Here is a 14680-nt window from a genome sequence, read left to right as displayed (position 1 = left end):
ATTGCTGACAACAAGCAATTGATACTTTCAGGTGTTTATCTGGTGTATTTTAATTAAGCAGGTTTACAATAAGAACAAAATAGTATATACTCATGTATATACATGAAGTAGGAGGAATAATAAATGGATAATATAAAGAAATTGACCTATGCAGGACTTTTAACTGCTCTCGCAATCATAATACCAACGGCTTTTGGTTTTCTGAAAATTCAATTAGGACCTTTCAGTGCTACACTGGCTTCTCATGTTCCTATGTTTTTATCTATGTTTCTTGGACCGGTACCAGCTGTAATAGTTGGGATAGGCTCTGCAGTTGGTTTTTTAATAACAAGTCCGGCTGTAATTGCAGCAAGGGCATCAAGTCATATATTTGTTGGACTTTTAGGGGCTGTTTTGCTGAAAAAAGGTGTGTCATTTAAAAAAGTCATTGCTTTGACTGCACCTGTGCATGCTATCCTGGAGGCAATATTTGTAATACCGTTTGGATTTACCATGTTCAAAGTACTTGTAGTAGTTGGAGCAGGTACCTTTGCTCACCATATAGTTGATGGAGTTATTGCTTTTACACTTGTAAGTACGCTGGCCAGAACATTGAAAGTCAATCTTGGAAAAGCTTAGACAATATATAAAAGCTTCAGTGGACAGTGCAGTTTTGTAATGTCTATTGAAGCTCTTGTTGCTATTAATTTATATATTTCATAAAATAATCATTGCCCCGGAAACGTGGCTTTATTTTTTTACATAAAATATTAATAATATTGTAACAAAATTGTGACAAAAGAAATTTAAACTTATTCTTAATTTGAATAAAAATAAATTTAATGGGAAGAGAGGGATCATATCGTGAAAAAGATACTTATTCCAATAATAATAGTGATAATAGCAGTAAGTGTTATAGTATATAGAAATACCACAAAAAAATCCGAAAATAATAAAGTACAGTCTTCACAAGCTCAAGTAACCGTACAGAATATTGAGAGTACAGTTTCCGGTTCAGGAAGTGTTATGCCCCTGAATAGCCAGTCAATTAAAGCTGTAGGAGCAGATACTGTATCTCAGGTATTTGTAAGCAAAGACCAGGAGGTAACCGCAGGGCAGGAACTTATTACTTTTGAAAATGGAAGTGCCGCAATAACAGCTCCCTATAATGGAATAATAAGTCAGGTAAATGTAAGTGGAGGAGATATTGTAAATCCCAATCAAGCTCTTTTGAGTATATTTGATAACAAGAATTTTTATACCACAATATCTGTAGATGAAACAGATGTCCCCAATCTGAAGATCGGCCAAAAGGCCAATATAAAAGTTAATGCATTTCCAGATACTAGTTTCACAGGTACTGTTAAGGATATAAGTCAGCAGGGAACGTATTCGAATGGAGTATCAACTTTTAATGTAATTATATATTTTGATAAAATAAATAACATAAAATCCGGAATGTCTGCAGAGGCCTCTATAATAACAGCATCAAAGAATAATGTACTAGCTGTGCCTATAGAAGCAATAAGAGATATGAATGGTAAAAAATTTGTAATACTATCTTCTGACGATGGAAAAAGAAAAATGCAGCAAGTTCAGATAGGAATTAATAACGGGAAAATGGTTCAGATAGTTGAAGGGCTTACAAAAGGACAAGAAGTTCAATTGCCTCAGACTGAAAGTTCAAGCGGAAATCAATCTTCAGGAAGAAACGGAAGCGGATTCGGAATGATGAGAGGCGGAGGAGCAGGCAGTTTTAGGCAGGGAGGAAATGGTGGAAGTCAAAATGGAGGAACAAATTAGTTGCGGGATGAGATTGGAATATATGTGAAAGGAGAACTTTTATGATAGAGATTAGAAATCTGTGCAGGTACTATACTATGGGAGATACTGAAATAAAAGCACTGGACAATATCAATTTAAGTATATCTGAGAATGAATTTGTTTCAATTGTGGGCCCGTCCGGTTCCGGCAAATCTACGCTTATGAATATAATCGGATGCCTTGATGTCTGTGATTCTGGAGACTATATTCTAAATGGTATAAACATAAATGAAATGAGTGAATCTCAGTTAGCTGATGTAAGAAATAAACAGATAGGATTCATATTTCAAAATTTCAACCTGCTTTCTAAAATGAATGCTGTAGAAAATGTAGAATTACCTCTCCTATACAGGGGGATAAGTGAGAAAAAATCCAGGGAAAGAGCTATGGAATGTCTTGAGAAGGTAAAACTTAAAGGAAGAGAGTATCACAGGCCAAATCAACTTTCAGGAGGGCAGCAGCAAAGGGTGGCTATTGCCAGGGCGCTTGCAGGAGAGCCCAAGATCATACTGGCAGATGAACCTACAGGTGCTCTGGATAGAAAGACAAGTGGGGAAATAATGGGTATTATGAAAGAACTCCATGAAAATGGTCAGACTATAATATTGATAACTCATGATTTGAAAATTGCAAAGCAGGCAAAGAGGATTGTGACCATGGAAGATGGAAAATTATACGTGGGGGAGGATTAACATATGAAATTATTTCAGACTTTAAAGCTAGCTGTAAAAAATATAATAAGCAATAAACTGAGGTCTGTTCTCACCATGATAGGTATAATTATAGGAATTTCTTCCGTTATAGTATTGGTAAGCATGGCAAGCGGTTCCACAAAACAGATAACTTCCCAGGTCCAGGCTCTCGGGACCAATCTTATTATGGCAAATACTTCTAATAACAGTGGAACCAGGCAATTTACCCTTGATGATGTGAAAAATATTCAGGAGTTACAGGGAATTTCCGAGGCAGCACCTACCATTAGTGCCAGTGCTACGGTTAAAGTCAGTGCAAAATCCCAAAGCACTTCTGTAACTGGAACTACGCCGAATTTTATGGATGTGAGAAATATGACACTTTCGGAAGGCAGATTTATAGCCGATCTGGATGTAGATTACAGAAATAAAGTGGCAGTTCTGGGATCTGATATTGCAACCCAGCTTTATGGATTTAATGATCCTGTAGGTCAGGATATCAGTGTAAATGGAAATACCTATAATGTTATAGGGGTGTTGGAATCACAGGGAAGTTCCATGGGGAACAACACGGATGATATGGTGATTGTACCATCATCTACGGCTATAAGCCTTGCTGGTAGTAGAAATGTACAAAGTGTGTATATAAAATCTTCAAGTGATCAAGATGTAGATATGGTTGCAAATCAAGTAAATACCTATTTGAACAATTATTTCAAGTCAACAGACAATAGTACCAGCAGGGTCATGAGTCAGAAACAATTGCTTGACACCATGAGTTCAATAACGGGTACCATGACTTATTTGCTTGGGGGGATAGCTGGCATATCACTTATAGTGGGAGGAATAGGAGTAATGAATGTCATGCTGGTATCTGTATCAGAACGTACCAAGGAAATTGGAATAAGAAAGGCACTTGGGGGGACAAAAAAAGATATATTGATTCAATTCTTGATAGAATCCCTGGTTCTGAGTTCACTGGGCGGTATAATAGGTGTAGTATTTGGTATTTTACTTGGAAAGGCAATATCTGCTTTTGGAGTTTCCGTAGCATTTTCAATACCTGTAGTAATTTTTTCATTCTCCTTTTCAATGATTGTAGGCATTGTATTTGGTATATTTCCGGCATACAAAGCTTCAAACCTTAAACCAATAGATGCTCTTAGGTTTGAATAGGTAGTTGTCCACTTTTTATACCCTTGACATATGTATAACGTAAATATAAAATTGAAACTTATATGGACAATACTACAAGGGAGATATAATTATGGCTATAAAAGATGAGGATATGAAGATTGAGGAGAAACATCTCAAAGATACTGAAAAATGGATAAAGGAACAGATTGAAAGTATAACTGAAGATGACAGGAAACTTAAATTAGATATAGATGGTTTGAGAAAACAATTAAAGGGGAAATATAATCAAGAGCTTGAAACCAAGGAAAAATTGTATAAGATGACCCAGCAGCATCTGGAAAAGTATATAGAAAGTCAGGAACGACCTTATTTTGGACGTATAGACTTTAGAGAGTACAAGAGGGATGAGGAGACATTCTATATTGGAAAATTTGGACTTGGCGATGTAAAAGATGGTGATGAAAAGGTGATTGATTGGAGATCACCCCTTGCAGATCTGTATTACAGCGGAACTTTTGGAGATGTATTTTATAGAGCTCCAAATGGAATAATCAGCGGCAAATTGAGCCTGAAAAGAAAATTTTTAATAAGGTATGGTAAACTTGAGAATGCTTTTGATGACGCTGTAAATGACATCATACTACGATCTTCTAATGAAGAAGGAAATGCTCTGGTGGATGAATTCCTGAGGATAAATTTGGAGGAAAGTGTAAGCAGCAGGCTGAAGGATGTAGTTGCCACTATACAAAAAGAGCAGAATGATATAATAAGATCGGAGAAAAACACTGCACTTGTAGTACAGGGATCGGCTGGATCTGGGAAAACTACTGTAGCGCTTCACAGACTGGCATATATTTTGTATAAGTACAAGGGAAAATTAAGTGGAAATGATATACTCGTAGTAGCACCTAACAAGTTGTTCCTTGATTATATATCGGAAGTTCTTCCGGATCTTGGAGTGAACAATGTAAATCAGGATACTTTTGAGGATATATGCAGAAAGATATTGAATATAAAATTTAAAATATTTACGAAGGATCAAAAATTATCATATCTTGTAGAAGAAAATAGTGAGAAAGACAGAAAATTTGTGGTTGAGAGCAGTAGTCTCAGAGGAAGTATATTGTATAAAAATTTTTTGGATGAGTATGTGAATTATATGGAAAAGGAAGATGCAAAAATAGATGATATAAAGGTATATGATTATGTATTATTCAAAAAAGAGGAAATTATAAGATTGTATTTAAAAGATATGACCAACCTTCCCATAAATAAAAGAAAAGAAGAAATAAGAAGATATTTTGAATTAAAAATAGACAATAAGATAAAAACTATTCTGGATAAAATTGATTTTTCCTATGAATATTTAATTGCAAGGATAAAAAAGTCGATGGACGATTGCAGCGAGAGAAGAAATAAGTTTATACAATTGTATAATGAGAGGGATGCAAAGAAAAAAAGGCTGAGATTGGATGCCAGAAAATGTTTTTATGAATATTTCGATAAATGGAATGGAATGGATACTGAAAATAAATACAGCAATTTTTTAAATGATGAAACCGTATTTTTTCAGATAGCAGGGGGAAAAGTCAAAAAGACTATATGGAAATTTATGAGGGATGAATTCAATGAAAATATAAAAAGAGGAATTCTTGATAGTGATGATCTGGCATCCCTGGTATATCTGAAATTTAAAATAGAGGGTGTAGATGATGCTTTTAAATACAAACATATAGTTATAGATGAAGCACAAGATTACAGCAAGTTTCAATTTGCCGTGTTGAAGGAATTGACATGTAATAATTCCATGACAATAGTAGGTGATGTAGGTCAGGGAATATATTATTATAAGGGAATATCACAATGGGAAGATTTGGTCCGTGATATTTTTGACGACAATTTTAAATATGTAGAAATTACACAAAGCTATAGATCGACTATTGAAATAATTGAATTTGCAAATGAAGTACTAAAATTTCAGGAAAACAGTTTGAAACCGGCCACTCCAATTTTGAGACACGGGGAAAAGCCAAAATTAGTTCAATTTAAAACCAACAGGGAATTCGGAGAACAACTGGATAAAATTGTTGAACATGTATATTCTAGAAACAAAAAAAGCATAGCTGTTATAGGTAAAGACCATAATCAATGCAAAAAAATAAGAGACTATCTGAGAAAATACAGCAAATACAAATGGACTCTTATAAAAGACAACGATAAGAACTTAAAGCTGGATTTTGTAATAATACCATCATATATGACAAAAGGATTGGAGTTTGATTGTACAGTAATATACAATTGTGATGAAAAAAATTATGGATGCTATGAGCTGGATAAGAAAATACTGTACGTAGCACTTACAAGGGCACTTCATTTTGAATATATTTTCTATTCAGGTACAATTTCAAAATTGATTAAATAAATATTTCTGGATTAAATACAGGGGTTTACGGGGGTTTTGCCCCTTTTTTAATCTCTGGAAATACTAGTGCATTATATTTTTAGTTTTTGATATTCAAGGATCAGCTTGTCTAACTCTTCGCTGCACCGTATAACATTACAATCTGTCAGAGCATTATTCTGAATTAAAGTATACAGATTTTCTTTTAGTTTAGTTATCTCCATCTCTAAGTTCTTTAAATTATTTTTCATTACAATTACCTCATAATTAAAATTTATCCATTAAGTTTATATATTATATTTTAGCAGATAATATAAAAGTAAACATAAATTTTATAAGTCAATAATGTACAGATTATTACAAGAATAAACATAATTTCTGTAGATAAGGTGTGAATTATTCTGTGGAAAAAATGTGGAAAAACATAAAAAATGTCTTTTACATATTGATATAAAACATAATATAAAAAATTTGAAGATTAGAATATTGTCAAAAAGTTTTTGGCATATCCACGAAGTTGCTTAATATAGTACATTTTTTTGTTTTTATGTTATAATATATAAAACATAAATAAGGTTCTGAAGGCAAGAGGTTAAATTAGGGGGAAGAATATGTCAGTATCAATTAAGAATATAATAGAAGATTTGAATCTTGAGGTAGTGAACAGGGGAAAGAGGTTAAATGAAATAAATGTAAGCGATATAAATAGGCCGGGACTTCAATTCAGTGGATTTTACAATTATTTTGCAAATGAGAGGGTACAGGTGGTAGGAAAGGCTGAATGGAGTTTCCTGGATGCAATGCAGTCTGATCTCAGGGAAAAGAGATTGAGAAAGTATTTTGAATTTGACAATCCATGTACTATAATAACTAGAAATCTTGTGCCCCATAAGGAATTTATGGAAAGTGCAATTGAATATAATAGATGGGTACTTAGAACGGACATGATATCTACAAGATTTATAAACAAGCTTATGAATTATCTCGACTATAAACTTGCTCCGGAAACCAGACTCCACGGGGTACTTCTGGATGTATATGGTGTTGGCATACTTATAACAGGTGAAAGTGGAATAGGGAAAAGTGAAACCGCCCTTGAACTTATAAAAAGAGGACATAGGCTGGTAGCTGATGATGCCGTTGATATAAAGGAAATAGATGGAGAACTTTATGGTACATCGCCGTTTATAACTGCTGGAATGATAGAAGTCAGAGGAATGGGCATAATTGATATCTCTGCATTATATGGATTGAGTTCCATTTTAAAGAGAAAAGTAATAAATCTAGTGGTGTATATAGAACAGTGGAGGGAAGATCAGAATTATGACAGGCTTGGTATAGACAAGGAGTATGTAGATATATTAAATGTTCATATAAGAAAACTGACAATTCCTATAAGACCAGGTAGGAATCTTGCGGTTATAATAGAAGCTGCAGCAGCTAATTTCAGATATGGTCTGATTACAAAAGTAACACCTGTGGATGTTATAAGCAGAAGAATAAAACAGGTTGAGAAGGACAGGAATCAAAGAGAATATGAAAACTAAAAATATTATAAGAAAAAATATTGTACTGCTTAGAAATAATTTAGGTACTGTAGAACGTGCAGAATTAGATAACGTCATATTTAAAAAGGTTGTAAATAGCTCCGAGTATAAAAAGGCATCCTGTGTGTTCATATTTGTAAGCTATAAAAGCGAAGTCGATACCCACAGGATAATAAAAGCGGCACTTGCAGATGGAAAAACTGTATGTGTTCCTAAAGTAATATCCAGGGACAAAGGTATGATTGCAGTTCAGATAAAAAAATTTGAGGATCTGGTTCATGGAAAATTCAATATTCTAGAACCTCGTGATGATAAATTTCAAGTATGTAGGTCCCGTATAGACTTGTCATATGTTCCTGGACTTGCTTTTGACAATTGTGGAGGAAGGCTCGGATATGGTGGGGGATATTATGATAGATTTTTAGAAAAGTTGAGGGATGACTGCAAAAAAATCGGTATATGCTATAAATTTCAGATTATAGATAAAGTGCCTGTGGAAGAACATGATATATTGATGGATAAAATGATTTCCAATTAAATGGGAATCACTGACATGAGCTTAAAGTGACTAATAACTATGATTTTTGCATAAAATAACACCATAGTTGTTCTGTTCAACTGGAATGGCTGTATTGGTGGTGTTTTTGTGAGAATAATCGATGTAGATAATGACTTTATAAATGTAAATGCAGTGGATGAAGAGAGCTTGAGAGGCAGATATTATTGGATAGTTGCAAATACAACTGAGATGGAGAAATTAAACAAGTTCATTGAAATTGATGGTGAAAGTATGGAGGACTGCAGGAGTTTCTCTAAAACTTCAAAAATAAGTTTTTTTAACGATTATATTTTTGCAGTTTTCAACGTGCTCAATTGTTTGAATAATATAGTTGTTTCCAGGGAATTAAATGTATTCCTCAGTAAAAAGTATTTGATAACCGTATACAAAGACAACATAGATATATTGAATGAATTGATAAAAGATATCAGGGAATCAAAAAACTGTTTTATATTAAAAGACAAACCTCAGGTTGACATACTTCTGTATTATATACTGGATAGAATAATAATAAGAAATTTTGATATTATATCAAAACTGGAGGCTGAAGTCGATAGGATAGAAATAAAAATATTGAAGGATCCCAAAAAGGAACAGCTATACAGTCTTATAACATTGAGAAGGCAGGTATACAAGGTAAGAAAGTATTTGAATCCACTGAGATATATTGGAGACAGTTTTGTCCTAAATGACAATCTCATAATAGAAAATGACGTCATAGTGTATTTTATAGGACTTAACAAGAAAATAGAAAAACTTATGCTTTCTCTGGAGAGTTTGGTACAGGATCTGGCAATGGTAAGGGAGGCATTTGAATCGGAGGTGGCAAACAAGACAAATGAATTGATGAAAATATTTACTGTTATAACCAGTATATTTATGCCTCTCAACCTTATAACAAGTGTATATGGGATGAATTTGAAAGGAATTCCGTTTATAGATATGGAAAATGGATGTCACTATGTAGTTATGACCATGGGATGTGTAGCCTTCATATTGATATTCATATTCAAGAAAAACAAATGGATCTGATATGCGAACTGGTTTACGGTGAAGCCATGTTATGGAAAATAATTTAAAAGGTTGGTATAATATAGGTGTTTGTATATTTACATAAATATGATATGGATAAGGAGAGATGGCTATGACAAAGGATCTTCAAAAGAAATATGACTATGCTTGGGATAAATATTCAAAAGAGGATTTCAAGGAATTATTCAAGATATCAGATGAATACAAGGATTTTATGTCAAAATGCAAGACTGAAAGGGAATGTACAGTAGAATTTATAGAAAGAGCCGAGGCAAAGGGCTATAAAAATATAGAACAACTGATAAAAAATAAGACAAAATTAAATCCAGGTGATAAAGTCTATGCCAATAATAAAGATAAGACTCTGGCATTATTTGTAATAGGATCACATGATATAGAGGAAGGAATGAGAATACTTGGTGCACACATAGATTCACCCAGGCTGGATTTAAAGCAGAACCCTCTGTATGAGGATACGGATCTGGCCTTGCTTGATACCCACTACTACGGCGGAATCAAAAAGTATCAATGGGTGACTCTTCCTCTTGCAATTCACGGGATAATAGTAAAGAAAGATGGAACAAAGATCAATCTGGTCATAGGTGAGGATGAAAACGATCCTGTGGTAGGTATTTCAGATCTCCTTATTCATCTTTCAGGTGACCAAATGCTCAAAAAGGCAAACAAGGTGATAGAGGGTGAGGATCTTAATATACTGGTAGGAAGTATTCCTGTTAAAGATAAAGATGTAAAAAACAGGGTGAAGCAGAATATTCTCAAGATACTCAACAAAAAATATGACATTGAGGAGGAAGATTTTGTTTCCGCAGAACTAGAGGTCGTACCTGCAGGAAAGGCAAGAGATTATGGTATTGACAGCAGTATGGTAATGGCTTATGGGCATGATGACAAGATATGCGCATATACTTCTTTTGAAGCCATGATGAAAGTAAAGAATCCAGACAAGACATGTGCTGCACTTCTTGTAGACAAGGAGGAAATAGGCAGTGTAGGAGCTACTGGAATGCAGTCAAGATTTTTTGAAAATACGGTGGCAGAGGTTGTGAACTTAATTGGAGACTACAGTGAATTGAAACTTAGAAGGACACTTGCAAATTCAAAAATGCTTTCTTCTGATGTAAGTGCTGCTTTTGACCCAAACTATCCATCTGTAATGGAAAAAAATAATGCTGCTTACTTTGGAAAGGGAATAGTATTCAACAAGTATACCGGGGCGAGAGGAAAATCCGGATGCAATGATGCAAATCCTGAATTTATTGCTGAAATAAGAAAGGTGATGGATGATGCCAATGTATCCTGGCAGACTTCAGAACTTGGAAAAGTGGATCAGGGAGGCGGTGGAACAATAGCATATATACTTGCAAAATATAATATGCAGGTAATAGACTGCGGTATAGCTCTCCACAATATGCATGCTCCATGGGAAGTTGCAAGCAAGGCTGACATATATGAAGCAGTGAAAGGTTACAGCTCGTTTTTGAACAGAATATAAGTTTGTATTTTAAGAACCGGGAAAATGTCTATGTTGCAGTTTCCCGGTTCAGTTTAGTCCCTGACTTATATTGAATTCAGCTTTTTTAAGAAAAGTTCTATTCTGTCCTCTCCAAGGTATACCTGACCAGGGTGGGAAGCATGTTTTGAATCGCCGCCATCTAAACCGTGAAAATCAGAACCTGCAGATATTATCTTATGATATTCATTTGCATAATTTATAAACTTTAAAGTATCATCCTGTGTGTTGGCTGAATATATTGCTTCTATTCCATCGAAAGGCAGTTTTATGATTTCTTCTATATCGACACCTTTTATAAGCACCGGGTGGGCAAGTACTGCCATGGCTTTCATGGATTTTAAAAGAGATATTGCGTCCTCAGTAGTCAGTTTTTTATTTGGAACATAGGCAGGACTATTTTCACCTATGAATTCAGAGAATATGTAATCAAAGCTGTAATTATACCCGGCATCTATTATTGCCTTTGCTATATGGGGCCTCGCAACTACTCCATGAGCATTCTCAAGCATTTTTCTATAGTCCAATTTTATATTAAAAAATTTATATAGATTGCCTACAATTTTTTTTGCCCTGTGTAACCTGTAATCATTCATTTCATGAAGAAAATTCTTAAAAGCTGTGTCAATGCTGTCTGTAGTTTTGAAATAGCCGAGAACATGAACACTTTTCCCTTTATATAGTGTTGAAAGTTCTATGCCTGGAATTATCTTGATTTCCATTAGGATGCTTTGGGAAATTGCTTCTTCTAAGCCTGAAATAGTATCATGATCTGTTAAGGATATTATGTCGAGGCTTTGTTCCTTTGCAAGATTCACAACATCTTTAGGAGAAAATTTTCCGTCTGATGCACTGGAATGTAAATGAAAATCTCCTTTTTTATACAATAAAATCACCTACCCTGTTAAAGTATTCAATGTAATTATTATACTATATTTTTATTAAATTTCTAATTATGATATAAAATAGACTAATTTCATATAATTTTATAGAGTAATAAATTTAAAATAGAACAAACTTATAAATGCAGAACAAAATTTATACACAATAAATTGCAATATAAATTTAGGAGGGATTGTTTATGTCGAACAGTAGAGGAAACAGAGTACTCGTACCACAGGCAAAAGAAGCATTGAACAAATTTAAAATTGAGTCTGCAAGAGAAGTTGGTGTAAACTTAAAAGATGGATACAATGGAGATCTTACTTCAAGAGAAGCAGGATCAGTAGGCGGAAACATGGTTAAAAAGATGGTTGAAGCATACGAACAGGGCTTAAAATAGCATAAAATAGGATTTTGAATTAACCCCGATAAGTAGATAAAGTTAAGCTAAATGTCTTAACATCAACTTATCGGGGTAATTATATTATGAGAAATTATAAAAACGCTATAAAGCTTGTGCTCACACAAGATTAAGGATAATATAGTAAAGTATAGACATTATGTAATGGAGAGATGAAATATGAATAATAACTTTTTAAAAAAATATGCTGAACTTATTGTAAAAATAGGTGTAAATATTCAGGACAATCAAATCCTGGTTGTCAATTCACCTATAGAATGTGCCGAGTTTACGCGATCTGTTTCTGAAATAGCATATAAACAGGGGGCCAGAGATGTAATTGTCAACTGGAGTGATGAGAAGCTTTCAAAGATAAAGTATCTAAATGGCAGAGATGACATATTTGATGATTTCCCTGAGTGGAGAAAAGAACTGTATACAGGATATGCGAGAGAGGATGCTGCTTTTTTGAGCATACATGCATCTGATCCAGAACTTATGAAAGATGTTGATACAGGAAGGATAATGAGGGCAAACAAAGCCGCCAATACAGCTTTGAGAGAATACAGGGGAAGAATCATGTCAGATAAGAATGTGTGGAGTGTAGTATCTGTACCTACAAGAGCATGGTCAAAAAAAATATTTCCAAATGTTCCTGAAGGTGAGGCTGTTGAAAAGCTGTGGGATTCAATATTCGAGACTGTAAGGGTGAAGTGTGATGACCCCATAAGAGCATGGGAAGACCATAAGAAAAATTTAAAGAAGAGAATGAAATTTTTAAATGAAAATAATTTCAAGTATCTTGAATATAGGAATGGTTTGGGAACAGATCTCAAAATAGAACTTCCAGAAGGCCATATATGGCTTGGAGGTTCATCCTTTAGTCCAAGAAGCACGGAATTTATGGCCAATATACCTACTGAAGAGGTGTATACACTACCTCTTAAAAATGGAGTGAATGGAAGAGTGTTCAGCTCCAAACCGCTCAATTACAATGGCAATTTGATCGATAATTTTTCTATTGTATTTAAGGACGGTAAAATAGTGGACTTTACGGCTGAGCACGGCTTTGAAACACTAAAACATATCATTGGAACGGATGAAGGTTCACATTATCTTGGTGAAGTCGCATTGGTACCTTTTGATTCTCCAATTTCAAATTCCAATATATTGTTCTATAATACACTCTTTGATGAAAATGCTTCCTGTCATCTTGCCATAGGTGAAGCATATCCTGTATGTATTAAAGGTGGAGAAAACATGTCTAGAGACCAGCTTGAATCTGCAGGTGTGAATAACTCGCTGGAACATGTGGATTTTATGATTGGGACAGAAGACTTGAACATAACAGGCACAACCCAGAATGGAGATAAAATAGAAGTGCTTAAAAATGGAAATTTTAACTTTTAAAAGTAATACTATATTTCATAGGAATATTACAGCCGATTATAGGGTAAATTAAAATTACAAATTTATTTAACGAGGTGGTACTATGGCAGTAAGAAATGCTATGACTGCGGATTTCTTGCGTTCAGCTTATGGTGGAGAAAGTATGGCTCATATGAGATATCTGATCTGGGGTGAAAAAGCTGAAAAAGATGGTTTCCCCAATATAGGAAGATTATTCAAAGCTGTTTCATATGCAGAATGGGTTCATGCCAGGAATCATTTCAATGTACTCAAAGATCAGCTTGGGGACAGTTCCGTAGCGGCAGGCGGAGTATTTGGATTAACTGATATAGTCCAGAATTTGCAGGGAGCTTTTGACGGTGAAATTCATGAAATAGATCAAATGTATCCTGTATATCTTGAAACTGCAAAGTTCCAGAATGAAAAGGATGCAGAAAGATCCTTCAATTTTGCACTAAGTGCAGAAAAGGAACATGCAAAACTGTTTAAAAAAGCTCAGGATACTGCAAAACAGGGAAAAGACATATATGATAATGAAATATATGTATGCCCAATTTGCGGGTTTACTGTAGAAAGAGAAGCACCTCAGAATTGCCCTGTATGTGGAGCAAGGGCCGAGCTGTTCAAAAAATTTTAAGATAATTACTAAAAAATAGCTTTTGCTTTGGCGATAGCTATTTTTATTTTATATATAAATAATTTTTTGAATTTAGGTAAAGCTATATTATATAATTGAATATTTTTTCTATATAGATTAAGCTTATTAAAATAATTTAATTCGCTTGTTTATTTTAAATTACAATACTATTGTATAAGGAGTGATTATTTGTGAATGATACAAGTGATAACAAGGATAACAGGGAAAGGTCTTCTGTAGGAAGATATATTATCAGATTGATTATTACCGTAATAATATTGGCCATAACATCATTTTTGACACCAGGTTTCAGTATAGCAGGACTCTGGTCATATTTGGCGGCTGCAGTTGTAATAAGTATAATAGATTATCTGGTAGAAAAGTTTATGGGTGTGGATGCATCACCTTTTGGCAAGGGATTTAAAGGATTTGTAATAGCGGCCATAATATTATATTTAACTCAATTTATAGTTCCAAATATGAGGGTTTCAATAATAGGTGCCATTATTGCAGCTATCATAATAGGAATTTTAGATGCTGTATTACCTAGCGGGGTTATGTAGGAAAAATATTTGAAGTTTATAAAAAACGAATACAGATTTCAATTTAGGGGCAATATTCAAAAATATTGCCCCTTTTGATACTTGAG

15 protein-coding genes are annotated in these 14680 nt (G+C 34.1%); 13 read left to right on the top strand and 2 right to left on the bottom strand.

The genetic code is table 11. The features are described 5' to 3' along the window. The first annotated feature begins 123 nt into the window (after nucleotides 1-123). From LKE46_RS06390 to helD, 5 genes are all read left to right on the top strand, one after another. Entirely contained in the window at nucleotides 124-618 is a 495-nt protein-coding gene (locus LKE46_RS06390) for an ECF transporter S component (protein WP_291719509.1), read from the top strand. Nucleotides 619-843: 225 nt separating this feature from the next. Further along, entirely contained in the window at nucleotides 844-1782 is a 939-nt protein-coding gene (locus tag LKE46_RS06385) for an efflux RND transporter periplasmic adaptor subunit (RefSeq protein ID WP_291719507.1), read from the top strand. 41 nt (nucleotides 1783-1823) lie between these two features. Continuing rightward, nucleotides 1824-2495 carry an ABC transporter ATP-binding protein gene (locus LKE46_RS06380; RefSeq protein WP_291719505.1) on the top strand — a complete coding sequence of 224 codons (672 nt, stop codon included), beginning with the start codon at nucleotides 1824-1826 and terminating at the stop codon, nucleotides 2493-2495. A gap of 3 nt (nucleotides 2496-2498) precedes the next feature. Beyond that, nucleotides 2499-3671: an ABC transporter permease gene (locus LKE46_RS06375; RefSeq protein ID WP_291719502.1), complete on the top strand. Its 1173-nt coding sequence runs from the start codon at nucleotides 2499-2501 to the stop codon at nucleotides 3669-3671. 91 nt (nucleotides 3672-3762) lie between these two features. Continuing rightward, complete coding sequence (helD, locus tag LKE46_RS06370; RefSeq protein WP_291719499.1) at nucleotides 3763-6054, top strand: RNA polymerase recycling motor HelD; 2292 nt, start codon at nucleotides 3763-3765, stop codon at nucleotides 6052-6054. 71 nt (nucleotides 6055-6125) lie between these two features. Here the strand turns inward: helD and LKE46_RS06365 are convergent, their stop codons facing one another. Continuing rightward, the gene (locus LKE46_RS06365) at nucleotides 6126-6284 is read right to left on the bottom strand and encodes an aspartyl-phosphate phosphatase Spo0E family protein (RefSeq protein WP_291719497.1); all 159 of its coding nucleotides are present in this window, start codon (nucleotides 6282-6284) and stop codon (nucleotides 6126-6128) included. Between the two features lie 360 nt (nucleotides 6285-6644). On the opposite strand from LKE46_RS06365, the gene hprK reads away from it, so the two are divergent. From hprK to LKE46_RS06345, 4 genes are all read left to right on the top strand, one after another. After that, nucleotides 6645-7580 (top strand): HPr(Ser) kinase/phosphatase, encoded by a 936-nt coding sequence (hprK, locus tag LKE46_RS06360; protein WP_291719495.1) that lies wholly within the window; start codon nucleotides 6645-6647, stop codon nucleotides 7578-7580. After that, a complete protein-coding gene (locus LKE46_RS06355; protein WP_291719493.1) occupies nucleotides 7570-8118 on the top strand; it encodes a 5-formyltetrahydrofolate cyclo-ligase in 549 nt (182 codons plus the stop codon). Before hprK ends, LKE46_RS06355 begins: the two co-directional genes overlap by 11 nt. A 108-nt stretch (nucleotides 8119-8226) precedes the next feature. Beyond that, nucleotides 8227-9171, top strand: coding sequence for a magnesium transporter CorA family protein (locus tag LKE46_RS06350; protein ID WP_291719491.1), 945 nt, complete (start codon nucleotides 8227-8229; stop codon nucleotides 9169-9171). A gap of 112 nt (nucleotides 9172-9283) precedes the next feature. After that, nucleotides 9284-10684 (top strand): aminopeptidase, encoded by a 1401-nt coding sequence (locus LKE46_RS06345; protein ID WP_291719489.1) that lies wholly within the window; start codon nucleotides 9284-9286, stop codon nucleotides 10682-10684. A 65-nt stretch (nucleotides 10685-10749) separates the two neighbouring features. On the opposite strand, the gene LKE46_RS06340 is transcribed toward LKE46_RS06345, so the two are convergent. Beyond that, on the bottom strand, nucleotides 10750-11589 hold the full coding sequence (locus LKE46_RS06340) for a PHP domain-containing protein (protein ID WP_291719487.1): 840 nt from the start codon (nucleotides 11587-11589) through the stop codon (nucleotides 10750-10752). A gap of 194 nt (nucleotides 11590-11783) precedes the next feature. On the opposite strand from LKE46_RS06340, the gene LKE46_RS06335 reads away from it, so the two are divergent. From LKE46_RS06335 to LKE46_RS06320, 4 genes are all read left to right on the top strand, one after another. After that, nucleotides 11784-11984 (top strand): alpha/beta-type small acid-soluble spore protein, encoded by a 201-nt coding sequence (locus tag LKE46_RS06335; RefSeq protein WP_291719484.1) that lies wholly within the window; start codon nucleotides 11784-11786, stop codon nucleotides 11982-11984. Between the two features lie 180 nt (nucleotides 11985-12164). Beyond that, complete coding sequence (locus tag LKE46_RS06330; RefSeq protein WP_291719482.1) at nucleotides 12165-13394, top strand: aminopeptidase; 1230 nt, start codon at nucleotides 12165-12167, stop codon at nucleotides 13392-13394. Between the two features lie 82 nt (nucleotides 13395-13476). Next, nucleotides 13477-14031, top strand: coding sequence for a rubrerythrin family protein (locus tag LKE46_RS06325; protein WP_291719481.1), 555 nt, complete (start codon nucleotides 13477-13479; stop codon nucleotides 14029-14031). Between the two features lie 191 nt (nucleotides 14032-14222). Then, nucleotides 14223-14594 carry a phage holin family protein gene (locus LKE46_RS06320; protein WP_291719479.1) on the top strand — a complete coding sequence of 124 codons (372 nt, stop codon included), beginning with the start codon at nucleotides 14223-14225 and terminating at the stop codon, nucleotides 14592-14594. The last annotated feature ends 86 nt before the right edge of the window (nucleotides 14595-14680 follow it).

This window comes from Clostridium sp. (assembly GCF_022482905.1).
In the GTDB taxonomy this organism is placed as follows: domain Bacteria; phylum Bacillota; class Clostridia; order Clostridiales; family Clostridiaceae; genus Clostridium_B.
Note: the sequence above shows the minus strand (reverse complement) of the source record. Positions and strands in the feature narration are given on the sequence as shown.

What these genes read in the sequence shown, in the direction of transcription:
- LKE46_RS06365 (WP_291719497.1), bottom strand. Translation starts at nt 6,284, where the DNA reads ATGAAAAATAATTTAAAGAACTTAGAGATGGAGATAACTAAACTAAAA.
- LKE46_RS06325 (WP_291719481.1), top strand. Translation starts at nt 13,477, where the DNA reads ATGGCAGTAAGAAATGCTATGACTGCGGATTTCTTGCGTTCAGCTTAT.
- helD (WP_291719499.1), top strand. Translation starts at nt 3,763, where the DNA reads ATGGCTATAAAAGATGAGGATATGAAGATTGAGGAGAAACATCTCAAA.
- LKE46_RS06390 (WP_291719509.1), top strand. Translation starts at nt 124, where the DNA reads ATGGATAATATAAAGAAATTGACCTATGCAGGACTTTTAACTGCTCTC.
- LKE46_RS06355 (WP_291719493.1), top strand. Translation starts at nt 7,570, where the DNA reads ATGAAAACTAAAAATATTATAAGAAAAAATATTGTACTGCTTAGAAAT.
- LKE46_RS06380 (WP_291719505.1), top strand. Translation starts at nt 1,824, where the DNA reads ATGATAGAGATTAGAAATCTGTGCAGGTACTATACTATGGGAGATACT.
- hprK (WP_291719495.1), top strand. Translation starts at nt 6,645, where the DNA reads ATGTCAGTATCAATTAAGAATATAATAGAAGATTTGAATCTTGAGGTA.
- LKE46_RS06345 (WP_291719489.1), top strand. Translation starts at nt 9,284, where the DNA reads ATGACAAAGGATCTTCAAAAGAAATATGACTATGCTTGGGATAAATAT.
- LKE46_RS06330 (WP_291719482.1), top strand. Translation starts at nt 12,165, where the DNA reads ATGAATAATAACTTTTTAAAAAAATATGCTGAACTTATTGTAAAAATA.
- LKE46_RS06335 (WP_291719484.1), top strand. Translation starts at nt 11,784, where the DNA reads ATGTCGAACAGTAGAGGAAACAGAGTACTCGTACCACAGGCAAAAGAA.
- LKE46_RS06375 (WP_291719502.1), top strand. Translation starts at nt 2,499, where the DNA reads ATGAAATTATTTCAGACTTTAAAGCTAGCTGTAAAAAATATAATAAGC.